This window comes from Pedococcus sp. P3_C7, assembly GCF_056402615.1.
Genome location: NZ_JBFUHC010000008.1, coordinates 73,150 through 99,204 on the forward strand (window position 1 = coordinate 73,150; position 26,055 = coordinate 99,204).

The window sequence follows — 26,055 nt, forward strand, 5'->3', positions numbered from 1 at the left end:
CCAGTTGACCTCCCTCGCCCACCTCGCCGCCGCTGATGGGGCCGCAACAGCGGCCACCGGCGTCACGGCATACGCCTGGCTCTTGGTAGCCCTCCCGCTGCTCGGTGCTGCCGTGCTGCTGTTCGGTGGCCGCGCCACCGACAAGTGGGGGCCGCTGTTCGCCGTCGCGATGTCATGGGCGGCCTTCGTCGTCGGCCTCGTCGTCTGGATCTCGATGCTCGGTCGCGGCGCCGAGGAGCGTGCCGCGCACCTGCACCTGTTCAACTGGGTGCCGGCGGGGTCGTTCAACCTCGACGCAGGGATGCTCGTCGACCAGCTGTCGGTGACCTTCGTGCTGCTGGTGACCTTCGTCGGGTCGCTGATCCACGTGTACTCGCTCGGCTACATGGATCACGACCCCGACAAGCGCCGGTTCTTCGCCTACCTCAACCTGTTCGTGGCCGCGATGCTGCTGCTGGTGCTGGCCGACTCCTATCTGCTGCTCTACGTCGGCTGGGAAGGCGTGGGTCTGGCGTCCTACCTGCTCATCGGGTTCTGGAACCACAACCCCACCTACGCCACCGCCGCCAACAAGGCGTTCGTCGTCAACCGCGTCGGTGACTTCGGCCTGTCCGTCGGGATCATGGTCATGTTCGCGGCCTTCGGCACGGTCACCTTCGCGGGCGTCCAGGAGGCCGCCAAGGGCGGTGCGGGCGAGGGCGTGCTCACGGCGATCGGCCTGCTGCTGCTGCTCGGTGCCTGCGGCAAGTCTGCTCAGTTCCCGCTGCAGAGCTGGCTCGGCGACGCCATGGCCGGCCCGACCCCGGTGTCCGCGCTGATCCACGCGGCGACCATGGTCACCGCCGGCGTCTACCTCGTGGTGCGCAGCAGCTTCATCTTCGACAACGCGCCCAACGCCCAGCTGGCGGTCGTCGCCGTGGGTGCCGTGACGCTGATCTTCGGAGCCATCGTCGGCTGCGCCAAGGACGACATCAAGAAGGCACTGGCTGCTTCGACCATGTCGCAGATCGGCTACATGATGCTCGCCGCCGGCCTCGGCCCGGTCGGCTACGCCTTCGCGATCTTCCACCTGCTGACCCACGGCTTCTTCAAGGCCGGCATGTTCCTCGGCGCAGGCTCGGTCATGCACGGCATGAACGACCAGGTCGACATGCGCCGCTTCGGTGGGCTCTCCGGCGCGATGAAGATCACCTGGCTGACCTTCGGGCTCGGCTGGCTCGCGATCCTCGGGGTGCCGCCGTTCTCGGGCTTCTGGTCCAAGGACAAGATCATCGAGGCGGCCTTCATCGGCGAGGGCTGGCGGCCGTGGGTGTTCGGCGGTGCCGCCCTCATCGGTGCCGGCATCACGGCCTTCTACATGTCCCGCCTGTTCTTCATGACCTTCCACGGCAAGAAGCGCTGGACCGACGACGTGCACCCCCACGAGTCGCCCCTCACCATCACCGTCCCGATGATCGTGCTCGCGGTGGGCTCGGCCCTGCTCGGCCTCGTCCTGTCGATCGGCGGGACGTTCACCTCCTGGCTCGAGCCGGTGGTGGGGGCACACGAGGGGGAGGAGCCGGTCCTGCCGGTGTGGCTGCTCATGACGCTGACCCTGCTGCTGGTCGCCGGCGGCATCGCCCTCGCGTGGATGCGCTACTGGCGCGACGAGGTGCCGCACGCCCAGCCCGCGGGCTCGCTCGTCACCCGTGCCGCGCGCCGTGACCTCTACCAGGACGACGTCAACGAAGGAGTCTTCATGCGACCCGGTGTCCACCTGACCCGGGCGCTGGTCTTCGCCGACAACCGCGGCGTCGACGGCGCGGTCGGTGGTCTGGCCGCCCTCGTCGGTGGCACGTCCAGCCGCCTGCGTCGCCTCCAGAACGGCTTTGCACGCTCGTACGCCCTGACGATGCTCGCCGGCGTCGTCGTGATCCTCGGTGCCATGTGGGTGATCCAGTGATGACGAACTTCCCCTGGCTGACCGTGATCGGGCTGATCCCGCTCATCGGTGCTGCCGTCGTGGCCGGCCTTCCGGCCGGGCTGACCGACCGGGCCAAGCACGTCGCCCTGGGCTTCTCGCTGGTCACGCTGGTGTTCGGCATCGCCGCCGCGCTCCAGTTCGACAACGGTTCGGGCGCGCAGTTCCAGCTCACCGAGCAGCACGAGTGGATCCCTCAGTTCGGGGTGTCCTACGCGCTGGGCGTCGACGGCATCGCGCTCGTCATGATCCTGATGGCCCTGGTGCTGACCCCCGTCTGCATCCTGGCCGCCTGGCACGACGTGCCCGAGGGCGGCAAGCGCGAGAAGAACTACTTCGCGCTGATGCTGGTGCTGGCCACGTTCATGGTCGGCGTCTTCGCCGCCACCGACGTCTTCCTCTTCTACGTCTTCTTCGAGGCGATGCTCATACCGGTGTACTTCCTGATCGGCTCCTTCGGGGGATCGCGCAGGCAGTATGCCGCGGTCAAGTTCCTGCTCTTCTCGCTCGCGGGTGGGCTGGTCATGCTGGTGGGCGTCATCGCGCTCTACCACTACGGGCCGGGTGGGTCCGACGGCTTCCTCGTGTCCAAGCTCACCGGCCTGTCGCTGGGTGCGACGCCGGAGCGGCTGATGTTCGTGGCGTTCTTCATCGCGTTCGCCGTCAAGGCTCCGATGTGGCCCGTCCACACCTGGCTGCCCGACGCCGCCACCGAGGCGCGCCCCGCGACAGCAGTGCTGCTCGTCGGCGTGCTCGACAAGGTCGGCACCTACGGGATGATCCGGTTCTGCCTCCAGCTGTTCCCTGAGGCGTCCAAGTGGGCGACCCCGGTGGTGCTGACGCTGGCGGTCATCTCGATCCTCTACGGTGCGCTGCTGGCGATCGGCCAGACCGACATCATGCGACTGATCGCCTACACCTCGATCAGCCACTTCGGCTTCATCGTCCTCGGCATCTTCGCCCTGACGAAGACCGGCGGGGCGGGTTCGACGCTCTACATGCTGAACCACGGGTTCTCGACGGCCGCCCTGTTCCTCATCGGAGCCATGCTGGTCGCCCGTCGGGGCAGCAAGCGGATCCCCGACTTCGGTGGCTGGCAACGGATCACGCCCGGACTGGCCGGTGTCTTCCTGGTGGCCGGCCTGTCGGGCCTGGCCCTGCCCGGACTGAGCTCGTTCATCTCCGAGATCATGGTGCTCGTCGGGACGTTCCAGCGTTACCCGGTCCCCGCGGTCATCGCGACGGCAGGCATCGTGCTGGCGGCGCTCTACATCCTGCTCATGTACAAGCGGATGATGACCGGTCCCCGGCCGGAGCTCGATGCGCCGGTCCGCGACATCACGGTGCGGGAGAAGCTCGTCGTGGCCCCACTCATCGCGGCGTTCCTGGTGCTCGGGTTCTACCCCAAGCCCGCCCTCGACATGCTCAACCCGGCGGTGACCGCCACGTTGAAGCACGTCGGCGTGACCGACCCGAACCCCACCTCCGCTGCTGACGGGAGCACGAAGTAATGCCCGCCATGACGGTCCTGTCGCCGCCGATGCTCACGTCCGCCTTCAAGGCTGCCGACGTCGACTACGGCGCCATCGCGCCGATGCTCATCGTGGTCGCGGGAGCCATGATCGGCGTGCTCGTCGAGGCCTTCGCCCCGCGTCGGCTGCGGCACGCGATCCAGGTCAGCCTGGCCCTCGTGACGCTCGTCGCGGCCTTCGTCGTCCTCGTGGCGGTGTCGACCCAGGCGAGCCACCGCGGGGGCACGCTGGCCCAGGCGGTCATCATCGACGGCCCCGCGCTGTTCCTCCAGGGCGCGATCCTGGCGATGGCTGCCCTCGGCATCCTCACGATGGCCGAGAAGTTCGGCGGCCAGGGTGCGGATGCGTTCACCCCCATGGGTGCGGCCGTCCCCGGGTCGCCCCACGAGGCAGCAGCACTGCGCGCCGGGCTGGCGACCAGCGAGGTCTTCCCGCTGACCCTGTTCTCGGTCGTCGGCATGCTGCTGTTCCCTGCCGCGGGCGACCTCCTGACGATGTTCGTGGCGCTCGAGGTCCTGTCCCTCCCGCTCTACCTGCTGTGCGGGTTGGCCCGTCGTCGCCGGCTCCTGTCCCAGGAGGCCTCGCTCAAGTACTTCCTGCTCGGCGCCTTCAGCTCCGCGTTCTTCCTCTTCGGTGCGGCACTGCTCTACGGCTACGCCGGATCGCTCTACCTCGCCGACATCGCGACCGCGGTCAGCGCGGCCAACGGAGCGCTCGAGGGCCTGCTGCTGCCCGGGGTGCTTCTCGTACTGATCGGCCTGCTGTTCAAGGTCGGCGCGGTGCCGTTCCACTCGTGGACCCCCGACGTCTACCAGGGTGCGCCAACCCCGGTGACCGGCTTCATGGCGGCGTGCACCAAGGTCGCCGCCTTCGGCGCGATCCTGCGCGTCGTCTACGTGGGCATCGAGGCCAACCGCTGGGACTGGCGTGGTGGAGTCATCGCCGTCGCCGCCCTGACGATGGTCGTGGGCGCGGTCCTGTCGGTCACCCAGACCGACGTCAAGCGGCTGCTCGCCTATTCCTCCATCGCGCACGCGGGCTTCATCCTCGTCGCCGTGCTGTCCTTCGACCGCACCGGCGTCTCGGGCACGATGTTCTACCTCGTCGCCTACGGCTTCATGACGATCGCCGGTTTCGCCGTGGTGTCCCTCGTGCGCCAGGGCGGCTCCGAGGCCTCCCACCTCTCGCAGTGGGCGGGTCTGGGTCGCAACCACCCCGTGGTCGCCGGGGTCTTCGCCTTCCTGCTGCTGGCGTTCGCGGGGATCCCCCTGACCTCCGGCTTCGCCGCGAAGTATGCCGCCTTCTCGCCGGCGATCAGCTTCGGCGGGCGTTCGGGGCTGGCCCTGGTCATCATCGGTGTCCTGTGCAGCGTGATCACGGCGTTCGTCTACGTCCGCCTGATCGTGCTCATGTACTTCACCGACCCGCCGGCAGGTGAGGCAGTGGTGGCCGAGACGGCCTCGCCGTTCACCACGATCGCGATCACGATCGGCACGCTCGTGACGCTCGCCCTCGGGGTGCTCCCGTCGCAGGCCCTCGACCTCGCCGAGCGGTCGTCGCAGTTCTTGGTGAAATGACACAACCTCGCCGGGCGAGCTCGACTCCTCCCGTCATCGTCCTGCCCGGCACGTCGGAACGGCTTTCAGCGCGCCTGCAGGTCGGCCTCGACGAGGTCGACGCGCTGTTGCGCCGCGAGGTCGACCACGACGACGACTTCATCGCCGAGGCGAACACCCACCTCATCGAGGCCGGGGGCAAGCGGTTCCGTCCGCTGCTGACCCTGCTGGCCTCCGAGCTGGGGACCGGTATCAACGCGGACGTCGTCGCGGCCGCGGCCGGGGTGGAGCTGACCCACGTCGCTTCGCTGTGCCACGACGACGTGATGGACGAGGCCGAGGTCCGTCGCGGCGCCCCCAGCGCCAATGCGAAGTACGGCAACTCCACCGCGATCCTCGTCGGCGACATGCTCTTCGGCACCGCGTCGTCGATCATCGCCGACCTCGGCGCCGACGCTGTGAAGATCCAGGCCGAGACCTTCGTGCGCCTGTGCGCCGGACAGATCCGGGACGACCGCCCCAGCCCCAGCGGGCAGGACCCCGTCGACTACTACCTCGGGGTGCTGGCCGACAAGACCGGCGTCCTGATCGCGACGGCCGCACGCTATGGCGCCATGTTCTCGGGGTGTGACGAGCAGACCGTCGAGATCATGCGCGAGTACGGCGAACGGCTCGGCATGGCCTTCCAGCTCGCCGACGACCTCATCGACGTCTCGTCGGAGGCCGAGGACCTGGGCAAGACCCCCGGCACGGACCTGCGCGAAGGCAAGCGGACCCTTCCGGTGCTCTATGCCCTCGCCTCGACAGACCCCGCGGACGACCGGCTCCGCGAGCTGGTGCGGACCGAGCTGCGCGACCAGGCGCTGCTCGACGAGGCGCTCGGGCTGTTGCGCGTGCACCCGGCCATGGAGCAGGCCCGCGAACACACCGCCGCCGTGGCCAGAGCCGCCCAGGACGTCCTCGACCCGTTGCCCGACAGCGAGGCCAAGGCGGCGCTGCGGGCCCTGGCGACGAGCGTCGTCTCCCGCGTCGGCTGAGGTATGCCGCGGACCTGAGTCTCGGTGGATCTGGATGACTGCCGGGCGGGGCTGGCCGCCACCGAGGTAGGGGAACTGGCTGCGCGGCGCGGCGGGTGAGGCGCCGGTCGTCTCACCCGGGTGCTGGATGGCGGCCAGCACCGTCTGCTGGTCCCAGGTGACGAGTGGCCCGCAGCACTCGGAGTAGGCCGGCACCGACAGGAACTGCTGCAGGTGACCCTGGTGCGGGCCCGACAGCGGGAAGAGGTACATGGCGTCGCACGCGCCGAGGGCGTTGCCGTCCGTGGCGATCCACATGTTGCCGTCGTGGTCGAAGGCGATGTTGTCGGGGCAGGAGATGGGCGAGACCTCGGACCGGTCGTAGCCGTTGAAGTAGGTCGTCGGGTCGTTCGGGTCACCGGCGATGAGGACGATCTTCCAGGTGAACGTGGTCGTCGTGTCGTCGCCCAGGGCCGGCGTGATCTCGATGATGTGGCCGTGCTTGTTGTTGGCGCGCGGGTTGGCCTCGTCGATCTGGCTCGGCTGGCGGCTGGTGTTGTTCGTGCAGACGACATACGTGCGGCCGTTGACCAGGTTGGGCTCGACGTCCTCGGGCCGGTCCATCTTCGTGGGGCCCACCTTGTCTGCGGCGAGCCGCGTCCAGATGAGCACCTCCTCGGCAGTGAACCCGGCGACCTGGCTCTGGTTGTCGACGACCAGGGGCAGCCACTGGCCGGAGCCGTCGCTGATGCCGTCCTCGAAACCGTCCCCGGTGAACTTCGCGACGTAGAGGTCGCCCGAGGACAGCAGCGTCAGGTTGTGCGCCCGTGCCTTCGGGGAGCTGCCGGGGCGGAACCGGCCGTGCGAGACGAACTTGTAGAGGTAGTCGAACCGCTCGTCGTCGCCCAGGTAGGCGACCACGCGGCCGTCGGGAGCAACGGTGACGTTGGCTCCCTCGTGCTTGAGCCGGCCGAGCGCGGTGTGCTTGACCGGGGTGGAGGACGGATCCGACGGGTCGAGCTCGACGATCCAGCCAAACCTGTTGACCTCATTGGGTTCCTGGGTCGCATCGAATCGGCCGTCCACCCGCTCCCAGCCGCGGCCCTTGGAACCCGTGAGGCCGTAGCGCTTGTAGGCGTCCGCCTGGTCGGCGGGGGCAGCTGCCGCGGAGAAGTAGCCGTTGAAGTTCTCCTCGCCGGACAGGACGGTTCCCCACGGGGTGAGGCCTCCCGAGCAGTTGCCGAACGTGCCGAGCACCTTGGTGCCGGAGACGTCCTTGCTGGTCCGGAGGAGCCGGTGGCCGGCAGCAGGGCCGTCGAAGTGGAACGGCGTGGTGGCGGTGACGCGACGGTTCGCCGCGGCGCCCTTCACGTGGCTCCACGGTGCGGTGGCGTTCGTGCGGCGCAGCTCGACGACCGACATCCCGTGCGCGGCCATGGTGATGCGGATCTGTTCGGGGGTGAGGGAGGCAGACCCGGTGTAGCCCCGGAACATGAGCTCGTCGTTGGTGTACTCGTTGTTGCACACCAGGGTCGCGTGGTTCTCGTCGCGGCCGCGAACCAACGTCGTGTAGTCGTTGTTGTAGCCGAACTGCCCCTCCTGCGCGGCCGCGCTCTGGTGCTCGAAGTCGAAGTCGGGAGCATCGGCCAGGATCGGGTCGCCCCACGCGATGATCGTCGACCACTCGAAGCCGTCGGGGATGACGACCTTGTCGGTGCCCGCGGGCTGGGGCGCGATGGCCGTGAAGCCGAAGGGGGACTTGGTGCCGCCGGCGGTGGACGGCGCCGGGGGAGTCGACGCGGGCGCGGCGGCGGCGGACTGCACTCCGGCCAGGGTGCCGAGGCCGACGACCGCTGCGATCACGCCGCTGCCCTTGAGGACCGCTCGCCGAGAGGCTCCGGCCGCGACGAGGTCGCCGAAGTAGCCGTTGCGGGTCTCGTTCGGGACGGGCTTGCTGCACGCGTCGTCGCACTTGAAGTGGCAGGTCATCGCGCTGCGGCCGCCCTGGTGGACAGTCAGGAGGGGGAGGGTGCTGCGCTCGGGCGAAACTGCTGACATTGAGGGTTCCTCCGGGTCTCGGGTCGCGCACTGGGCGCGGGCTCGCGCGGGAGGCGCGGTCACCGGCCAACCTAGGAACACGCGGCCGACTGTCGGGGGCGCCAAGGTGAAGGTCCGGTGACTTTCGGTGAACAGGAGGTACGCCGTCGATAGGGTCGCGTGTGTGACCCTCCTGTGGGACGCGGCGACCGCGGCCGTGCAACCTCCGTTCGCCGTCGTCGACCTCGACGCCTTCGACGCCAACGCGTCCGACCTCGTGCGGCGTGCTGCGGGGACGCCGATCCGCGTGGCGTCCAAGTCGGTGCGTTGTCGAAGCCTCTTGTCCCGGGCGCTGGCGCAACCCGGCTTCGCCGGTGTGATGGCGTATGCCGTGCCGGAAGCCCGCTGGCTGGTCGCCGCAGGCTTCGAGGACGTCTTCGTGGCCTACCCCAGCGTCGACCGCGCTGCACTCGCGGCGGTGGCATCCGACGAGCGGGAGGCTGCGCAGGTCACCGTGACCGCGGACTCGCTCGAGCACGTGGACTTCCTCGCCGGGCTCGACCGGCCGCACGGGCTGCGGGTGGCCCTCGACGTCGACGCCTCGCTCCGGGTCGGGCGCGTGCACCTCGGTGTCCGGCGGTCGCCCTTGCGGGAGCCCTCTGACGCCGTTGCCGTGGCGCGAGCCGCTGCGGCTGCTGGCCTTTCGGTGGTGGGGCTGATGTTCTACGACGCCCAGATCGCGGGGCTGCCCGACTCCTCGCCTGTCGTGCGGCTCGTGAAGAAGCGCTCGGCCGAGTCCCTCCTCCAACGCCGCGGCGAGGTCGTCGCTGCCGTGCGCGAAGTGGCGGACCTCGAGTTCGTCAACGGTGGCGGTACCGGGTCGCTGCACATCACGGGCCAGGACCCTGCGGTGACCGAGCTCGCGGCCGGGTCAGGGTTGTACGGCCCGACCTTGTTCGACGGCTACGACGACTTCACCCCGCGACCCGCGGCGGCCTTTGCCCTCCCCGTCGTGCGACACCCCGGCGCGGGGTTCGTCACGGCGTTCGGCGGCGGCTACGTGGCGTCGGGGCCGCCGGGGTGGGCGCGGGTGCCCTCGCCGTTCGGCCGTCGGGGCGTCAAGCTGGTCAGGTCAGAGGGCGTTGGTGAGGTGCAGACCCCCTTGCAGGGCAACGGAGTTCGTGGCCTCAAGCTGGGCGACCGGGTGTGGTTCCGGTATGCCAAGGCAGGGGAGATGTGTGAGCGGTTCGACGCCCTCCACCTGGTGAGGGGGGACCAGCTGGTCGAGACGGTCCCGACCTACCGCGGTGAGGGAAAGAACTTCGGATGACGGCCTGGACCAACTGGGCCGGCAACCAGACGAGCAACCCGGCGGAGGTTGCCACCCCTCGACGTCCGGACGAGGTGTCGGCGGCGATCCTGCGGGCGCAGGCACGCGGCATACCGGTGAGGGCGGTGGGGGCGGGGCACTCGTTCACGGCCGTTGCGGCCACGGACGGCCTCCAGCTGCGCCTCGACCTGCTGAGCGGGATCACCCACGTGGACCGGGATCGCCGCCGGGTCCGGGTGCTCGCAGGGACTCCTCTGCACGTCCTGAACCCGGCGCTGCAGGCGCTCGGGCTGGCGCTCCCCAACCTCGGCGACATCGACCGGCAGTCGATCGCGGGGGCGATCTCGACGGGTACGCACGGCACCGGCCTGCGACTGCAGGGCATCGCCGCGGCGGTCTCGGGGCTGGTGCTGGCGCTGGCCGACGGTTCGTTGCTGGAGTGCTCGATCGAGGTCGAGCCAGAGGTGTTCCAGGCTGCGCGGGTGGGCCTGGGGGCCCTGGGGGTGATCACCGAGGTGGAGCTCCAGTGCGTGCCGGCCTTTCGCTTGCACGCCAAGGAGTTCGGCGCCCACCTGTTCGAGGTCCTGGAACGCATCGAGGAGGACGTCGAGCGCCACGACCACGTCGACATGCACTGGTTCCCGTTGACCGACCGGGTCCTCGTCAAGCACAACGACCGCATCGACGACGACCACCCTGGCAGCCCCCTGCCGCGGTGGCGCGCGGTCCTGGACGACGACTTGCTCTCCAACCGCCTCTTCGAGCTCACCAACCGCGGCGCGAGGCGCTGGCCGGGGATCGTCCCGCGGCTCAACGCGGTGAGCGCGCGACTGCTCGGCGCACGTGAGTACACCGACGACTCGTGGCGCGTCTTCGTCGCCGAGCGTACGGTGCGCTTCAGGGAGAGCGAGTATGCCGTGCCCCGGGCCGCCGTCGCGGATGTCGTTGTGGCCGTGCGCAACTGGCTCGAGAAGCACAGGGCGCCACTGACCTTTCCGTTGGAGATCCGGTTCATCGGCGCCGACGACATCTGGTTGTCGACCGCTTACGAGCGGGAGAACGCCTACCTCGCGATCCACCAGTACCACCGGATGGACGACTACGGTGCCTTCGCCGCATTCGAGGCGATCGTGGCCGAGCATGCCGGTCGCCCCCACTGGGGCAAGCTGCACACCCTCGACGCCGACCGGCTGGCGGAGCTCTATCCGCGGTTCGGTGACTTCCTCGCGGTGCGAGACCGCCTGGACCCGCAGCGCCTGTTCGCCAACGCACACCTGGACCACGTCCTGGGGAGGTGAGCACCCGGCATACCGCGGGATCGCAAAGGGGCAAAGGCGACTAAGGGGAAACCCCGAGGTGAGGGTGTCTCCGCGCGCGTAGCGTTGGCCCATGACGGGCCACCGCGTCCTCCTGGTCGACGACCACGCCCAGTTCCGGGCGTCGGCGAGTGCGTGGCTGAGTCGTGAGGGGTTCACGGTCGTGGGGGCCGCCGCCAGCAGCGCAGAGGCCTTGGAACAGGCCCGGGAGCTGGACCCCGAGGTGGTTCTGCTCGACCTCAACCTGCCCGACTCCGAGGCTGGTCTGAGGCTCGCGGGCGCCTTGGCCGAGGCCAACCCCCGCCGAATCCTGATCATCATCTCGAGCGACGCCGATGCGGCCTCCGATCCCCGGGTCGTCGCAGCGCCAGTGGCGGGCTTCATCGCCAAGCAGGACCTGGCATGCGACGCGATCACGGCCTTGCTGGGCTGACCGCACCGCTCGTCGCGAGCGGTGTGGTCGGCGTGGTCGCCCTGGCGGGATGGCTGGCACCGGGAGTCGCCCAAGCGCCGCAGCCGTTGTTCGGCGATCGTTTCGCCGGGTGGGCCCTCCTCGCCGCAGGGGCCGGTGCTGCCTGGCGTGGTCGGCTGCGGGTGGCCTGGCTGCTGCTGGTGGCGGGTCTCCTGTGGGTCGTCGTCGGGCTCGCGGGTCTGCTCCCGACTCCCCTCGAGGAACCGGTGCTGCGCCTCGGCCTCCTGCCCGGAGGCCTCGTGGTCGTGGCGGCCCTCCTCGGACTGTCGAGGGCCGCCGGGCTGTCGACCGCCGCCGGGCTCTCGACTGCCGCCACGCAGGTGCCCTCTCGCTGGGTGCGCTGGGCGCCGGGACTGGTGCTGCTGCCGGCCTGCGTGGCGGCCCTCGGCTACGGCCGGTGGGCGCACACGGCCACCGGCGCGGCGGGGGTGGCCTTCGTCCTGCTCGTCCTTCGTCAGCGGACAGCCCCCCACGGCACAGTCCCCCCTCACGGCACAGACCTTCGTCACGGCGCAGTCGTGCGTCGTCCCGGGCAGGACGCCCTCCGGGGCGCCGCCGTCATCGCCGTGGGGGTCGCCGGCGCCCTGGCGTTGGCGGGTCTGGTGACCGCTGGGGTCGGGGATGCCGCAGCGGCCACGGCAAGCACCCTGCTGGAGGGAGCGCTGGGGCTCGGAGCGCTCGTGGTGGCCGCCGGCCCGGAGCCGCGGGAGTGGCGACCAGGTCAGGAAGGGGAGGCGCCACACGGCCTGGAGGACGCCCTGGCCAGGACGTTGGGGTGGGACCAGGTGCAGGTGGCCTTTCCCTTGGCCGGCGCCTTCGTCGACTCCGGTGGTTCGCCGACGACTCCGCCCGCCGACGGTGAGGAGGTGGTGGACCCTGACGGCCGGCTGGTGGCCGTCCTCGCCCCCGGACTCGGCGGTGACCCCGGTGTCGCCGACTCGGTCCGGGAGGTGCTCCGGCTGGCCCGACGTGGCGCCCTGCTGCAGGCCGAGCTCAGGGACCGGGCCACCGAGCTCGCCGCCTCGAGGGAGCGGTTGGTGCGGGCGGCGGAGGCGGAGCGGGAGCGATTCGTGGCCAGCCTGGCTCGGGGACCGGTCGCGCGGATGGACCAGGTGGTTGCCGCCCTGGAGGGGTGTGGGCGATCCGTACCCGAGCTGCCCGATGCGCCGTCAGGGCTGTCTGCGCGTGCGGCCGGCGCGCGCGACGAGCTGCTGCGGGTCGCCCGCGGTGTCGACCCGGTGGGCGCGGAAAGCCTGGAGGATGCGCTGACCGGACTCGTCGCGCGCAGCGGCACCGGTGCGCGACTGGCCTGCGACCTGCCCCATGGCTGGCGGCCGCGGGCCTCGGTGGCTCGCGCTGCCTGGTTCACGTGCGCCGAGGGACTGGCCAATGCGACCAAGCACGCTCCGGGTGCCGCGGTCGTCATCAGCGCCCGGCTCAGCGGTGACCAGCTCTGGTTGCTGGTCCGCGACGACGGGCCGGGTGGGGTCGACGTGGGCGGTCACGGGCTGGGCGGCCTGGTGGAGCGCGCGACCGCCCTGGGGGGAACCCTCACCGCGCGGTCCGGAGCGAGCGGCGGCTCGGAGCTCGAGCTCCGGCTCCCCGTCACGTCGAACGGATCGGGTCCGACGTCGCACGACCGGCGATCGGACCGTGACGCGCAGGCGCGCGCAACGCGCCGCGCCCAGTCAGGAGTCGTCGCACTGCTGGGTCTGTGCCTTGCCCTGGTGCTGTCGGCGTGCGCGGGTCCGCCCGCCCGCAGCGGGCGCGATGCCGACCCGGTCCTGCTGCGGACCATGTACGGCAACGGACCCGGCGGGATCGGCGCCGACGTGCTCGAGGAGCTGGTCCGGGCCTCCGCCGGCTCGTCGGTGGTCCTGGGCGCGGGGACGCAGCTTCCCTCGGCCGCCCAGTCAGAGGACGAGGAAGGCGGCACGCTGGCCGCCCTCCGGGCGGGGCGGGCGGACATCAGCGTGATCCGGGCCGACCGTCTCGTCGGGGCCGGGGTTGCGTCACTGACACCGCTCCAGCTCCCGCTGCTCGTCGAGGCCCCGGAACACGCGGCTCGCGTCGCCGCGGATCCGGTCGCCGCGGCCCTGATGGCCGACCTTGACCGCATCGGGCTCGTCGGGCTCGCGCTGGTGCCGGGTGGCGCGCGGCATCCGTTCACGCACGGCGCCAAGGCGTTCCGCACTCCGGCCGACTACCGCGGAGAGGTCGTGAACACTCGCGTCGGCCCCGGGGTCGAAGCCATGGTCACGGCCCTGGGCGCCAGGAGCGACCACAGCGTGGGCGAGGTCCGGACCCGGAAGGTGGAGAAGCGCGCGGTGACGGGAATCGAGACGTCACTGCAACAGGTGGGAGCAGTGACCCTCCCCGCCGTGCTCACCTCGAACCTCACGCTCTACGCCAAGTTCGACGTCGTGGTCATTCGTCGTAGCGCGCACGCCGCCCTCTCCGCCGAGCAACGGCGACGGCTGGGCGCAGTCGTGCGCGACGGCATACGTGCTGGGGTGGCGCGACGGGACACCGAGGCGCGTGGCCTGCAGCGCTGGTGCAACACACCCTCGGCGGCGTCCGTGCAGCTCACGCCGACCGAGCTCGAGGCTTTCGGTGCCGCGCTCGCGCCCGTCGTCGCGGCGGCCCGCCGGGACACCACGGTCGCGAAGCTGGTGGACCGGATCGTGGCCCTCAGAGGATCGGAACCCGCACCGGTGGGGGCCACCTGCGACAACCTCCATACTGCCGGCACCGACGTCTACTCCCTTGCGCCGCAAGGGCCTCAGACCCTGCTCGATGGCACCTGGCGGGTCGACGCCGACATCGAGGTCCTCCGGGCGGCGGGGGTTTCGGACGCCGAAGCCGTCAGCAACGCCGGGGTGTGGACCTTCGTGGTCCGCAACGGTCAGGTGGCCGTCGACCAGCCCCATGGCGCCGACTGCACCGCCGTGTTCGTCACCGCGGGTGAGAAGGTGACCCTGCACTTCGGGGTCGACGGCAACACCGAGTGCTACGGCTTGATCGCCGGCACCTACCACCGTCACGGAGACGTCGTGTCGTTCACGTGGCTGGCCGAGAGGTTCTACGACGTCGCGCTCGACCAGGCGTTCTTCGCCGGAGGGATGCACCGTGTCACCCCGTAGCGCCATCGACCACGGGTCCAACCGCTCGGCCGGTCGACCGTGGCCAGCCCTCGCCGGACGTGGCTGATGGCTGACTTCGCGATGACCGTGGGACTGGGCGTGGCCGTCGTGGTGGCCGGCGCCCTCGGCCTCGTCGTCGGACGGCAGCGGCGCCGGTATGCCGTCCTCGTCCTGGGCGGCGTTGCCCTCGTTGCTCTTTCGGCGGTCGACGACCCCACGACGGCCCTGCGGGCGCGTGACCTCGGCATCGCCCTGGGCCCGATGGCGGGGCTGTTGGGGGCGACTGCCGTGCTCGTGCCGCGGCGGGGCGCGTGGGCCGCCGTGTCGGGGGCCCTGCTCGCTGGACCCGTGCGCGCGCTCGTCTACGACCCCTTCCTGCAGCTGGGCTGTGTCGATTGCCGTAGGAGCGGAGTCGTCCTCGCACCACACCCGGTCGTGGCGGCATGGTTGTCGGCCGTCGGTCCGGTCCTGGGGGTCGTGGCCCTGGGGGTCCACGCCGCGAGACCAGACCTGGCCGGAAGATGGGCCGGAAGATGGGCCGGAGCATGGACCGGAGCGTGGGCCAGGAGGTGGCAGAGGGGATCGGCGGCGGGAGCCGGCCTCGTGGCCGCGGGCCTGCTTGCCGTCCTCGTCAGCGCCGAGGTCGGGGGCGCCACGGCCCTCGTGGCAGCCACCGGTGTGGTCGCCGTCGAGGACTATCGCGGCGCGATCGCCCAGCGCCGGCTGAGGGGCCTCGTGGACACCCTTCGCTCAGGGCGCCCCTTTGCGGACGTCCTTCGGGAGGCCTGGGGCGACGAGGATGTCGAGGTGTCCTACTGGGTGCCCGACGAGGGTGGCTGGGTCACGCCGGCGGGGGTGGCCCGGCGCCCGCCGACCCCGGGAGCGACGCGGTTGCGCTGGGCCGGCGCGGTCACCGCAGCCGTCGAACAGGGTTCGCGCGATGCCCTCCCCGACCTCGAGCACGCACTCGACGTGCCCGCTCGGCTCACCCTGGACAACGAGCGGCTGTCCGCGGCGCTGGCAGCGCGCGTCCGCCGGGTGTCGAGGTCCCGCTCGCTGGTGGTCGAGCTGGGCGACCGCGAGCGCCGCCGCCTCGAGCGGGACCTTCACGACGGAGTCCAGCAACAGCTCCTCGCCCTCGGCCTCGATCTGCGCGGCGCGCTCGCGGACCTGCCGCCCGGGCATCCCGAACGGCCCGTCCTCGAGAGCTGCCTGGGTCAGGCCAAGCAGGCACTGGAGGACCTGCGCGAGCTGTCGCACGGGCTGTACCCCCCGCTGCTGGCCACCAGCGGGCTGGGCCCCGCGCTGCGCAGCCTGGCCCGCCGGTCGGCTGTGCCGCTCGTGGTCGGCACAGTGCCTGAGGGGCTTCCCCACGGACGCCTCCCAGCGCCGGTCGAGCGTGCCGCGTATGCCGTGGTGTCCGACTCGGTCTCACGGGGGGATCCCGCGGGGGTCGCCGTGGAGGTCGAGGTGACTTTCGCTGGGGCGGTGGAGGTGGCGAGCCAAGCGCGGGGTGGTGCCACCGCGATGACGCTGCGCGTCACGGGGGGTCCCCCGGACCTCGCCGGGGTGCTCCCCGACATGGTGGAGGCGCTCGGTGGACGGGTCGGCCATGCTGACGGGGTGCTGACCGTGGTGCTGCCGTGCGCGTCGTAGTCGTGGAGGACCAGCTGCTGACACGCGAGGGGATCGTGCGCACCCTCGAGCGTGCGGGCGTCGACGTGGTGGCCGAGGTGGGTGACCTCGAGGGGCTGATGGCCGTCGTGGCGGTGGACCGGCCGGACGTCGCCCTGCTCGACATCCGGTTGCCCCCGACGTTCACCGACGAGGGACTTCGGGCCGCTGCCACGATCCGTTCGCTGTACCCCTCGACGGGGGTGCTCGTCCTGTCCCAGCACGTCGAGGTGGAGTTCGTCCTGCCCCTGCTCGAGGGTGCGTCCGGAGGCGTGGGCTACCTCCTCAAGGACCGGGTGCTCGAGGCGAGCACGCTGGTCGACGCCCTGAGGCGCATCGCCGCCGGCGAGTGCGTCGTCGACCCCTCGATCGTCGCCGACCTGCTGCCGGGCGGGCCGGACCAAGGGCCGAGCGGGCTCACGGATCGTGAGCGCGAGGTCCTCGGCCTGATTGCCGAGGGCATGACCAACGCTGGCATCGCCCGACGACTCGACATCAGTGAGCGCACCGTCGAGGTGCACGCCCAGCACGTCTTCACCAAGCTGGAGCTGCCGGACGGCCAGTTCGCCAACCGTCGGGTCCTGTCTGCGCTCGCCTGGCTCGGCTCGGGCGACAACAGCCGTCGCCGGCTCGGGTGACACCAGCCGTCGCTAGCCTCGGGGGATGACGCCAGAATCCGCGGAGACCTCTCCGTTCGTCGCCGACGAGAAGGCCGTCCTCCTGGCGGCGCTGCAGAGCCACCGCGACGTGATGGTGTGGAAGCTGGAGGGCCTGTCGGACCAGGACATCCGCCGACCCATGGTGCCCAGCGGCACCAACCTCGTGGGGCTGGTCAAGCACCTCGCCAACGCCGAGTACGGCTGGTTCTGCGAGACGTTCGGGCGCGCCGCCGAGCCGCTCACGGACATCTCCGACGACCCCGAGGCCGACATGCGGGCGGCTGAGGGCGAGGCCACCGAGGAGATCGTGGCCTTCTACCGACGGGCCTGGGCAGCCGCAGACGCCGCGATCCACGAGCTGTCGCTCGACCACACCGGCACGGCCTACACCGGTCGGACGGTGAGCCTGCGCTGGGTGCTCGTGCACATGATCGAGGACACCGTCCGCCATGCCGGTCACGCCGACATCCTGCGCGAGCTGATCGACGGCTGCACCGGCCACCACGTGCCGAGCTGACCCTGCGCCCCTGCGGCAATTTCGTCGAGGGGGTTGACAGCAGTGTGATCGCGACTTAGGTTCACCCTAAATTTAGTATCAAACAAAGGGTGAGCCAAAGATGTCTCCGACCGGACCAGTTGCCGCACGTGGCAACCTCGTGCGTGCCGCCGTCCTCGGCCTCCTCGGCACCCGTGGTCCCTCGTCCCGTGCCGACATCGCCCGAGTGCTGGGGGTCAGCCCGGCGACCGTGACCCAGACGATCAAGGAGCTCCTCGCCCGCGAGCTCGTGACCGAGCTCGAGTCGGTGCCGAGCCAGGGCGGTCGTCCGGCCACGCTCCTGGGACTGGTGCGCAGTGCCGGCGGTGCCATCGGCGCCAAGGTCACCCCGAACCACGTCGCGCTCGTGTCCATCGACCTCGACGGCACGGTGCGTTCCTCCAGGGCGGTGCCGTTCGACGCCGCCCGACCGGCCGCGCTGGACGCCTTGGCGGACATCCTGCGCGAGGCAGTGGCGCAGCACGAGGGTCGACTGCTCGGGGTCGGCGTCGGGTTGCCCGGCGCGGTCGACTCCCAGGCATCGGGCATCGTCGACGCCCCCACGCTCGGATGGGACCGGGCGCCGGTGGGTCCTCGACTGCGGGAGGCGCTCGGAGTGCCCGTCCTCGTGGACAACGACGTGAACACGCTCGCGGCGGCGGAGAGCGTCTACGGGATCGGGCGCTCACACGAGTCCTACCTCGTCGTGACGATCGGTTTCGGGGTCGGGCTCGGCATCGTCCAGCAGGGATCGGTCAGCCGGGGGGCCCACGGTGGAGCCGGCGAGATCGGCCACATCCCCGTGACCGTCGACGGCCCAGTGTGCGGCTGCGGAAACACCGGCTGCCTCGAGGCGCACATCGGCGAGTCCGGGCTGGTCGCCGCTGCCACGGAGCGCGGTGTGATCCACGCCGGTGACACCATCAAGGACCTCGTCCGCGAGGCCCGCGGAGGCAACGCCGATGCCCTTGCCGTCTATCGCGAGGCGGGCCGGATGCTCGGCAGCGCGCTCGCCGGCGTCGTGAACGTCCTCGATCCCGAGCTGGTCCTCCTCATGGGCGAGGGCATGACCGAGTGGGAGTTCTGGGAGAACGGTTTCGAGGACTCCTTCCGCGCCTGCCTGATGCCGACTCGTCGCGGAATCCGTTGTGCCGTCGAGTCCTGGACCGAGGACCAGTGGGCGGTCGGCGCCGCATCGCTCGTCCTCGCAGCACCATTCGACGCCGAGACGGCCGGGGCGCAGGGCGAGCTGGTGCGCGAGCGCATGCAGACGGCTGCCGTGGGCGGTGTCTCGTGACCGGCCGGGCCCGGTGGCGCAACCTGGGCTGGGTCGTGTTCTTCCTCGCGCCGAGCGCCATCCCCCTCGTCCTGTTCACCGCGACCCCGATGGCCTCCTCGATCTGGGTCAGCCTGCACGAGTGGAACCTCATCTCCCCGATGCGCTGGGTGGGCCTCGACAACTACCGCGGCCTGCTGACCGACCCCGGCCCGCGCAGCGTCTTCCTGCACACGTTGATCTACTGCGCCGGCTACCTGCCGCTGGTCTTCACGGGCGGGCTCGCGCTCGCGGTGGCCCTCAACCAGAAGCTCGCGGGACGGTCGTTCTTCCGCGCGGCCTACTTCCTGCCCGTCGTGACGAGCTGGGTGGTCGTGGCGCTGGTCTGGAAGTGGCTGCTCAACCCCACCAACGGCCTGGTCAACACCCTGCTCGGAGCCGTCGGCGCGCCGCAGCCCGGGTGGTGGACCGACCCGAACTGGGCGCTGCCCGCCGTCATCCTCTCCTCGGCGTGGAAGGACCTGGGCTTCGTCATGGTCATCATGCTGGCCGGGCTGCAGGCGATCCCCCAGGACGTCCTCGAGGCGGCCTGGGCTGACGGCGCCAACTCGTGGCAGCGCTTCTGGCGGATCACCCTGCCGTTGCTGTCCCCGTCGACGTTCTTCGTCGTGGTCATCTCGCTGATCAACGGGTTCCAGGTCTTCGACCAGGTCTACGTCATGACGGGCGGGGGCCCGTCCGGGTCGAGCCAGGTCGTCGTCGGCCAGGTCTACGACCTCACCTTCCGCTATGGCCGGGCCGGCGAGGCGAGCGCGCTCTCGTGGATCCTGTTCGCGGTCATCCTGCTCATCACCGTGGTCCAGATCCGCGGCCAGCGCCGGTGGGTGAACTATGCCTGACACGCTGACGCCGTTGGCCCCGCCTGCCACCCAGGTCACCCCGCCATCGCGACCGCGCCGACCGCTGTCGGCCTGGACCGTCCTTCGGTATGCCGCGGTGCTGGTCGGCGCGGTCGTCATGCTCTTCCCGTTCCTGTGGACCGTCGTCACCTCGATCACGCCGGAGGGAAGTCTCGCGGGCGGGCCCAAGCTGTTCGTCGAGAACCCGACGCTGGCGGCATACCGGACGCTGTTGGACGCGTTGCCGATGTGGCGCATCGTCGCCAACTCGCTGTGGGTCGCGGTGTTGTCGACGCTGCTGCAGCTCGTGACCGGGTCGATGGCGGCCTATGGCTTCGCGCGGCTCAAGTTCCGCGGCAAGGGCGTCGTCTTCGCGCTGTACCTCGCCACGCTGATGGTGCCGATGCAGGTCCTGGTCGTGCCGCTGTTCATCGAGATGAAGTCGCTCAACCTGCAGGACACCTACATGGCGCTGCTCGCGCCGTCGATCGCCTCGGCGTTCGGGGTGTTCCTGCTGCGGCAGGCAGTGGAGTCCGTGCCGCGTGAGCTCGACGAGGCAGCCACGATCGACGGTGCCGGACACCTGCGCATCTTCGTCACGATCATCCTGCCGCTCATCCGACCCGCGCTGGCGACGGTCGCGGTGTTCGCCTTCATGGGCAGCTGGAACAGCTTCCTGTGGCCCCTGGTCGTCATCCGCTCTCCCGAGTTCATGACCCTGCCGCTCGGGCTGGCGACCCTGCAGGGCCAGTTCACGACGCAGTGGGACGTCGTCATGGCTGGCTCGGTCTTCTCCATCCTCCCCATCGCCGTGGTCTACCTCCTGGCCCAGCGGCACATCATCGCCGGCGTCGCGCACACCGGCATCAAGTAGTCACCCGCACCCCCAAGCAGTCCCGACCGCGCGCCAACCGGAACGCGGCAGGCCCGAAAGGAAACACCATGAGGAACATCGCCAGGCGCAGCGTCGCGCCTGTCATCGCTGCCGGTCTGGTGCTGGCGCTCGGCGCCTGCGCGCAGGGGTCGGCCACCAAGTCGGTCGACGCCGCGGCGTCCGGTGGGAAGACCACCATCCGCTACATGAACTTCTCCGCCAACGGCGGACACGAGAAGGACCTCGACGCGATCAAGGCAGCCTTCGAGAAGGCCAACCCGGACATCACCGTGCAGATCGAGACCACCCCCTACGACGCCTACTTCACCAAGCTCCAGACCGCCGTGGCGGGCGGGACGGCGGGCGACGCCTTCGAGCTCAACTACGAGAACTTCGTGACGTACTCCTCCAACGGCTCGCTCGCCGAGCTCAAGGGCGTCAAGGGCACGGCGTACAAGAAGTCCCTGCTCGACGCGTTCAGCGCGGACGGCAAGCAGTACGGGCTGCCGGAGTCGTTCTCCAACGTCGTCCTGTTCTACAACAAGGACCTCTTCAAGGCGGCCGGGGTTGCCGAGCCCACGTCGTCGTGGACCTGGGCTGACGAGCAGGCCGCGGCCAAGAAGCTGACCAACAAGGCCAAGGGTGTCTGGGGCGACTACCAGCCGGTGTCCTTCTTCGAGTTCTACAAGGCGCTGGCGCAGTCCGGTGGCGAGTTCCTCTCGGCTGACAAGAAGTCCGCGACCTTCAACTCCGACGCCGGCAAGCAGGCCGCGACCTTCCTGGTCGCCAAGTCGGGCACCACGATGCCGACCGAGGCCCAGGGCGCCGGCACGCCCGACTTCGACTCGAAGCTGTTCAAGGACGGCAAGCTGGCGATGTGGCACTCGGGGATCTGGATGTTCTCCGGCATGGCCGATGCCAAGTTCGACTGGGACATCGCGGTCGAGCCGGGCAACACCACCAAGGCCTCCGCGATGTTCACCAACGGGGCAGTCGTCTCGGCCAAGAGCAAGAACCAGGCCGCGGCCCAGAAGTGGGTCACCTTCCTGACGTCGTCCGACGACATGGTCTCGGCACGGCTCGCGACCAGCTGGGAGCTGCCGCCGGTCGCAGACCAGGCCAAGCTGTCGAGCTACCTCGATGCAGGCAAGCCGGCCAACCGCAAGGCGGTCTTCGACTCGCTCGAGGCCACCGCGCTCCCGCCCGTCATCGAGCGGCAGCAGGAGATGCAGGACGCGGTCAACAAGGAGCTCACCGCGGCCGCTGCCGGGCGCAAGGACGTGTCTGCGGCGCTGGCCGACGCCCAGAAAGCCGTCGACGCGCTGCTCAAGTAGCCCGTCCGTCGCTGCCGGGGCCTCGGCCCCCTACGAGGTCCCGGCAGCTCCTCGACCACGAGAGACCCATGACTCTTCTCCACGACACCGCTGCGCTCCCGGCGCCCGGTGAGCGCACTCGCCTGCAGGACCTGGCACGCCACAGCCACGCCGTCATCACGGCGCACCAGGACGAGGGCGGCGCCTATCCGGCATCGCCGACCTTCTCCGCCTATCGCGGCTATGCGTGGTTGCGTGACGGATCCTTTACGGCCGAAGGAATCTCGCGCTTCGGCGACGTCGCCTCCGCCGAGGCGTTCCACGACTGGGTATGCCGGGTGCTCGCCGGCCGTCGTGGCCAGGTGGACGACCTGCTCGCGCTCAAGGCCTCCGGCGCCGCAGTCCCGCTGGACCGGATGCTGCCCACGCGGTTCACCTTCGCGGGCAAGGACGGGTCGGACCCCTGGTGGGACTTCCAGACCGACGGCTACGGCATGTGGCTCTGGTCGGTGGTCACGCACGCTCAGCGTCACGGGCGCGACCTGGGTCGGTGGCTCCCCGGCATCGAGGTCGCCCTCGACTTCACCGCTGCGTTCTGGGACCTCCCCTGCTACGACTGGTGGGAGGAGCACGTCGAGCACCGACACACCTCGACCTTGGGAGCCATCCACGGCGGCCTCGTCGCAATCGCTGACTCGGACGTCCTCGACCCGGACCGCGCCGTGACGGCGCGCGAAACGGCCGCGCAGACACGGGCCCTCATCCTGGGCGAGGGCGTCGTCGACGGCCACCTGTCGAAGTGGCTCGGCTCGGCCGCGGTCGACGGGTCGCTGCCGGCCTGCATCGTGCCGTTCGGGGTCGTCGCAGTCGACGACCCGATCGCTGTCGCGACCATCGCGGCAGTCGGGACCGACCTCGACGTCGACGGTGGCGTCCACCGGTTCCGCGCCGACGTCTTCTACGGCGGCGGGCAGTGGCTCCTGCTCAGTGCCCTGCTCGGCTGGAACAAGGCCAGCGCCGGAGACCTCGCCGGCGCTTGGCATCACCTGCGGTGGATCGCCGACCACGCCACCGCCGAGGGCGACCTCCCGGAGCAGGTCCCCGACGACCTGCGGCACCCGGACGCTCGCCAGGAGTGGCTCGACCGCTGGGGCCCGGTCGCGACCCCCCTGCTGTGGTCCCACGGCATGTACCTGATCCTCGCCGACGAGCTCGGCCTCCTCGAAGGGCTCCACCCGTGACCACCTCAGGCCCCCTGCTCACGCACCGACCCCACGGCATCGAGCACCCCTACTCAACCACGCTCGACCAGCGCATCCCCGTGCTTCCGGAGACCGGCCAGAGCGTGCTCCTCGGCGTCGTCGCCGATCCCGCCATCGTCAGCGTCACCTGTGAGTGGCGGGACGCGGCCGGCCACGTCACGAGCCTGCCGCTGACCCCACGCCGCGCTGACGCAGCCTCGGCCGCGGCGCTTGCGGGCGGCGAGGGACACCTGGCCGAAGCCCAGGCCGCGTCGCTGGGAGGCGACGGCGGGTGGGCAGTGCAGAGCCCGCCCGTCGAGGACGACGCGGGCTACACCTACCGCTTCACGGCGGTGGGTGACGAAGCCGCTGCCACCGACTGGTTCGAGGTGCGGCCGGCCCACTGGACCCGCACGCTTCCCGACGGGCTCGAGGCGAGGTTCTCCGGCGGCGGCACGCGACTGGTCGCCGACTCGGTCGAGTGGCTGGTCACCACCACCGGGGTGCATCGGGCCAGGTTCGCCCTGGCGCTGGCCCCAGGCGACCACGTCGTCGGGTTCGGCGAGCGGTTCGACCACCTCGACCAGCAGGGCCGTCGCCTCGACGCCGTCGTCTTCGAGCAGTACAAGTCGCAGGGTGCTCATGGGCGCACCTACCTGCCCATGCCCTTCGCGCACGTGGTCGGGACGGATGGCGGGGGATGGGGCTTCCACCTCCGCACCACCCGTCGCTCCTGGTACGACGTCGGGGCGAGTGCGCAGGACGAGCTGCGCGTCGAGGTCGAGGTGGGGGGCGGCCCCGTGGCCCAGGTCGATCTGGGCACCTATGACGGGTCGCCGACCGAGGTGCTGTCGGCCTTCCTGGACGAGGCGGGCCGAGCCGAGGAGCTCCCCGACTGGGTCTTCCGGCTCTGGGCCTCCGGCAACGAGTGGAACACCCAGGAGCTCGTCATGGCGCGGATGGACACGCATCGCGAGCTGGACATCCCGGTCGGTGCCGTGGTGATCGAGGCGTGGAGCGACGAGGAGGGGATCATGATCCCCCGCGATGCGACGTACGACGTTCGTCCCGACGGGACACCCTTCGCAGCAACGGATTTCACCTACCCGGAGGGTGGCGCGTGGTCGGATCCCAAGGCGATGGTGGACGAGCTCCACAGCCGGGACGTCAAGGTGCTGCTCTGGCAGATCCCCCTGCTCAAGACGGCGCGTTCCGAGGAGGGCCTGCACGAGCAGGTGCTCGCGGAGGGGGCCGCGATGGTCGACGGCGGGCACGCTGTGCGCGAAGCCGACGGCACGGCCTACCTCAACCGTGGCTGGTGGTTCCCCCAGTCGCTGATGCCGGACCTGTCGACCCAGCGCACCCGCGACTGGTGGACCGCGAAGCGGGACTACCTCGTCGAGGGACTGGGGATCGACGGGTTCAAGACCGATGGCGGCGAGCACGCCTGGGGCCACGACCTCGAGTACGCCGACGGGCGCCGGGGCGACGAGGGCAACAACCTGTATCCGGTGCACTACGCCAAGGCTTTCGGCGACCTCCTGCGCAAGCACGGCAAGGCGCCGGTGACGTTCTCGCGCAGCGGGTTCACCGGATCGCAGGCACATGGCGTGTTCTGGGCGGGCGACGAGGACTCGACGTGGGAGGCCTTCGGCAACTCCATCACCGCAGGACTCACGGCCGCATCGTGCGGGATCGTCTACTGGGGCTGGGACCTTGCAGGCTTCTCCGGACCGGTGCCCGATGCCGAGCTCTACCTGCGGGCAGCGGGCGCGTCGACGTTCATGCCGATCATGCAGTACCACTCCGAGTTCAACCACCACCAGCTCCCGCTGCGCGACCGGACTCCCTGGCACGTCGCCGACGTGACAGGTGACGAGCGCATCGTGCCGGTCTTCCGCCGTTTCGCCAAGCTCCGCGAACGCCTGGTCTCCTACCTCGCGGCGCAGGCCGCGGTGACGGTCGCGACCGACCGGCCGCTGATGCGCCCGCTGTTCTTCGACCAACCTGACGACTCGTACGTCTGGCAGCACCCGCGCCAGTGGATGCTCGGGGCCGACCTGTTGGTCAACCCCGTGACCGAGCCCGGGCACGACTCCTGGGCCACCTACCTCCCCGAGGGTGACTGGGTCGACGTGTGGACGGGTGGGGCGGTCAGCGGCGGCCAGGTCGTCGACCGAGCAGTGCCGATCGACGTCGTCCCCGTCTATGCGCGGGCTCAGGCGTGGGCGGGTGGCCTTGCCGACGTCTTCACCGACTGACGTCCCCTTGCTCGCGAGGTCGACTCCTCGTCGGGGGCGCTCAGGGAAGGACGGCCTCGACGTCCGGGCGGCCGCGGCCCGGGAGGTTGCGCAGCGAGTCAAAACTCAGCACTGCCAACGCAATCCAGACGATGCCGAAGCCGACCCAGCGGGTGCCCGACATGTGCTCGTCGAGCAGCAGCACCCCGCAGAGGAGCTGGAGCACCGGCGTGATGAACTGCAGCAGCCCGATCGTGACCAACGGCACCCGGCGTGCGGCGGCGGCGAAGAGCAGCAGCGGCGTGGCCGTCGCGACACCGGCCGCGACGAGCAGCGTGGTGTGCCAGCCGCCGTCGGTCGTGAAGGTGGTGTCTCCCCGGGCAGTGAGCACCACCAGCATCACCAGGGCGACTGGTCCGAGCACCGCCGTCTCGGCGGCGAGGGAGTGCATGGCCTCCAGGGACGCGCCGACCTTCTTCTTCACCAAGCCATAGAGCCCGAACGACATCGCGAGGCTGACGGCGACGACCGGAACCGAGCCCGCGGCGATGCTCAGGTAGATGCCGGCGATCGCCCCGATGGCGACGGCCACCCACTGCAGGGGGCGCAGCCGTTCGCGCAGGACGACGACGCCCAGCGCCACCGTGACGATCGGGTTGAGGAAGTAGCCCAGCGCGGCCTCGGTCGTCCTGCCGCCCAGCACCGCCGCCACGTAGATCACCCAGTTCGCGGCGATGAGCAGGGCGGCCGCCGTGACGCCAAGACCGAGCCGAGGTCGCTGCCACAGCTGCCGGGTCCAGCCGAGGTCGCGGCGCACGACCAGGACCAGGGCGCAGAGCAGCAGCGTCCACAGGATGCGGTGCGACAGGATCTCCCAGGCGCCGGCGGGTTTCAGCGCCGCGAAGTAGAGGGGGAAGATCCCCCAGATGGCATAGGCGAGCAGGCCGTATGCCGCGCCGCGCTGTTCGTCGTCCCGCGGCAC

General features: G+C 70.5%; 18 protein-coding genes and 1 pseudogene. 17 read left to right on the plus strand and 2 right to left on the minus strand.

What is annotated here, in order from left to right:
- The first annotated feature begins 4 nt into the window (after positions 1-4).
- From nuoL to AC1DS4_RS12205, 4 genes are read left to right on the plus strand one after another with little or no spacing between them, the layout of a single operon-like run.
- Positions 5-1,942, plus strand: coding sequence for an NADH-quinone oxidoreductase subunit L (gene nuoL, locus AC1DS4_RS12190; protein WP_477633230.1), 1,938 nt, complete (start codon positions 5-7; stop codon positions 1,940-1,942).
- Positions 1,942-3,471 carry an NADH-quinone oxidoreductase subunit M gene (locus AC1DS4_RS12195; RefSeq protein WP_477623844.1) on the plus strand — a complete coding sequence of 510 codons (1,530 nt, stop codon included), beginning with the start codon at positions 1,942-1,944 and terminating at the stop codon, positions 3,469-3,471. Before nuoL ends, AC1DS4_RS12195 begins: the two co-directional genes overlap by 1 nt.
- Complete coding sequence (gene nuoN, locus AC1DS4_RS12200) at positions 3,471-5,069, plus strand: NADH-quinone oxidoreductase subunit NuoN (protein WP_477633229.1); 1,599 nt, start codon at positions 3,471-3,473, stop codon at positions 5,067-5,069. Before AC1DS4_RS12195 ends, nuoN begins: the two co-directional genes overlap by 1 nt.
- Positions 5,066-6,085, plus strand: a complete 1,020-nt coding sequence (locus AC1DS4_RS12205) for a polyprenyl synthetase family protein (protein ID WP_477633228.1) — start codon at positions 5,066-5,068, stop codon at positions 6,083-6,085. Before nuoN ends, AC1DS4_RS12205 begins: the two co-directional genes overlap by 4 nt.
- Positions 6,086-6,103: 18 nt before the next feature.
- On the opposite strand, the pseudogene AC1DS4_RS12210 reads toward AC1DS4_RS12205, so the two are convergent.
- Positions 6,104-8,122: pseudogene (locus AC1DS4_RS12210) on the minus strand (PhoX family protein); the annotation flags it as partial.
- 163 nt (positions 8,123-8,285) lie between these two features.
- Here AC1DS4_RS12210 and AC1DS4_RS12215 point away from each other — a divergent pair.
- From AC1DS4_RS12215 to AC1DS4_RS12275, 13 genes are all read left to right on the plus strand, one after another.
- Entirely contained in the window at positions 8,286-9,431 is a 1,146-nt protein-coding gene (locus tag AC1DS4_RS12215; RefSeq protein WP_477633226.1) for an amino acid deaminase/aldolase, read from the plus strand.
- The gene (locus AC1DS4_RS12220; RefSeq protein WP_477623849.1) at positions 9,428-10,729 is read left to right on the plus strand and encodes a D-arabinono-1,4-lactone oxidase; all 1,302 of its coding nucleotides are present in this window, start codon (positions 9,428-9,430) and stop codon (positions 10,727-10,729) included. Before AC1DS4_RS12215 ends, AC1DS4_RS12220 begins: the two co-directional genes overlap by 4 nt.
- A 91-nt stretch (positions 10,730-10,820) precedes the next feature.
- On the plus strand, positions 10,821-11,180 hold the full coding sequence (locus AC1DS4_RS12225) for a response regulator (RefSeq protein ID WP_477613703.1): 360 nt from the start codon (positions 10,821-10,823) through the stop codon (positions 11,178-11,180).
- Positions 11,150-14,362, plus strand: coding sequence for a hypothetical protein (locus AC1DS4_RS12230; RefSeq protein WP_477633225.1), 3,213 nt, complete (start codon positions 11,150-11,152; stop codon positions 14,360-14,362). The genes AC1DS4_RS12225 and AC1DS4_RS12230 overlap by 31 nt, the downstream gene beginning before the upstream one ends.
- 66 nt (positions 14,363-14,428) lie before the next feature.
- Positions 14,429-16,018 (plus strand): histidine kinase, encoded by a 1,590-nt coding sequence (locus AC1DS4_RS12235; RefSeq protein WP_477633224.1) that lies wholly within the window; start codon positions 14,429-14,431, stop codon positions 16,016-16,018.
- On the plus strand, positions 16,006-16,674 hold the full coding sequence (locus AC1DS4_RS12240) for a response regulator transcription factor (protein WP_477633223.1): 669 nt from the start codon (positions 16,006-16,008) through the stop codon (positions 16,672-16,674). Before AC1DS4_RS12235 ends, AC1DS4_RS12240 begins: the two co-directional genes overlap by 13 nt.
- Positions 16,675-16,699: 25 nt before the next feature.
- Positions 16,700-17,212 carry a DinB family protein gene (locus tag AC1DS4_RS12245; RefSeq protein ID WP_477633222.1) on the plus strand — a complete coding sequence of 171 codons (513 nt, stop codon included), beginning with the start codon at positions 16,700-16,702 and terminating at the stop codon, positions 17,210-17,212.
- 100 nt (positions 17,213-17,312) lie between these two features.
- Positions 17,313-18,527 (plus strand): ROK family protein, encoded by a 1,215-nt coding sequence (locus AC1DS4_RS12250; RefSeq protein ID WP_477613698.1) that lies wholly within the window; start codon positions 17,313-17,315, stop codon positions 18,525-18,527.
- Positions 18,524-19,405, plus strand: coding sequence for a carbohydrate ABC transporter permease (locus AC1DS4_RS12255; RefSeq protein WP_477633221.1), 882 nt, complete (start codon positions 18,524-18,526; stop codon positions 19,403-19,405). Before AC1DS4_RS12250 ends, AC1DS4_RS12255 begins: the two co-directional genes overlap by 4 nt.
- Complete coding sequence (locus tag AC1DS4_RS12260; protein ID WP_477633220.1) at positions 19,398-20,279, plus strand: carbohydrate ABC transporter permease; 882 nt, start codon at positions 19,398-19,400, stop codon at positions 20,277-20,279. The genes AC1DS4_RS12255 and AC1DS4_RS12260 overlap by 8 nt, the downstream gene beginning before the upstream one ends.
- Before the next feature lie 68 nt (positions 20,280-20,347).
- On the plus strand, positions 20,348-21,613 hold the full coding sequence (locus AC1DS4_RS12265) for an ABC transporter substrate-binding protein (RefSeq protein ID WP_477633219.1): 1,266 nt from the start codon (positions 20,348-20,350) through the stop codon (positions 21,611-21,613).
- A 68-nt stretch (positions 21,614-21,681) separates the two neighbouring features.
- Positions 21,682-22,833: a glycoside hydrolase family 15 protein gene (locus AC1DS4_RS12270; protein WP_477633218.1), complete on the plus strand. Its 1,152-nt coding sequence runs from the start codon at positions 21,682-21,684 to the stop codon at positions 22,831-22,833.
- Positions 22,830-25,094 (plus strand): glycoside hydrolase family 31 protein, encoded by a 2,265-nt coding sequence (locus AC1DS4_RS12275; protein WP_477633217.1) that lies wholly within the window; start codon positions 22,830-22,832, stop codon positions 25,092-25,094. The genes AC1DS4_RS12270 and AC1DS4_RS12275 overlap by 4 nt, the downstream gene beginning before the upstream one ends.
- A gap of 40 nt (positions 25,095-25,134) precedes the next feature.
- Here AC1DS4_RS12275 and rarD read toward each other — a convergent pair whose 3' ends face one another.
- Positions 25,135-26,055 (minus strand): EamA family transporter RarD, encoded by a 921-nt coding sequence (gene rarD, locus AC1DS4_RS12280; RefSeq protein ID WP_477633216.1) that lies wholly within the window; start codon positions 26,053-26,055, stop codon positions 25,135-25,137.

Excerpts from the sequence above, each read along its gene's own strand:
- AC1DS4_RS12195 (WP_477623844.1), top strand. The coding sequence starts at position 1,942 with ATGACGAACTTCCCCTGGCTGACCGTGATCGGGCTGATCCCGCTCATC.
- nuoN (WP_477633229.1), top strand. The coding sequence starts at position 3,471 with ATGCCCGCCATGACGGTCCTGTCGCCGCCGATGCTCACGTCCGCCTTC.
- AC1DS4_RS12205 (WP_477633228.1), top strand. The coding sequence starts at position 5,066 with ATGACACAACCTCGCCGGGCGAGCTCGACTCCTCCCGTCATCGTCCTG.
- AC1DS4_RS12220 (WP_477623849.1), top strand. The coding sequence starts at position 9,428 with ATGACGGCCTGGACCAACTGGGCCGGCAACCAGACGAGCAACCCGGCG.
- AC1DS4_RS12225 (WP_477613703.1), top strand. The coding sequence starts at position 10,821 with ATGACGGGCCACCGCGTCCTCCTGGTCGACGACCACGCCCAGTTCCGG.
- AC1DS4_RS12230 (WP_477633225.1), top strand. The coding sequence starts at position 11,150 with ATGCGACGCGATCACGGCCTTGCTGGGCTGACCGCACCGCTCGTCGCG.
- AC1DS4_RS12235 (WP_477633224.1), top strand. The coding sequence starts at position 14,429 with ATGGCTGACTTCGCGATGACCGTGGGACTGGGCGTGGCCGTCGTGGTG.
- AC1DS4_RS12245 (WP_477633222.1), top strand. The coding sequence starts at position 16,700 with ATGACGCCAGAATCCGCGGAGACCTCTCCGTTCGTCGCCGACGAGAAG.
- AC1DS4_RS12250 (WP_477613698.1), top strand. The coding sequence starts at position 17,313 with ATGTCTCCGACCGGACCAGTTGCCGCACGTGGCAACCTCGTGCGTGCC.
- AC1DS4_RS12260 (WP_477633220.1), top strand. The coding sequence starts at position 19,398 with ATGCCTGACACGCTGACGCCGTTGGCCCCGCCTGCCACCCAGGTCACC.
- AC1DS4_RS12265 (WP_477633219.1), top strand. The coding sequence starts at position 20,348 with ATGAGGAACATCGCCAGGCGCAGCGTCGCGCCTGTCATCGCTGCCGGT.
- AC1DS4_RS12270 (WP_477633218.1), top strand. The coding sequence starts at position 21,682 with ATGACTCTTCTCCACGACACCGCTGCGCTCCCGGCGCCCGGTGAGCGC.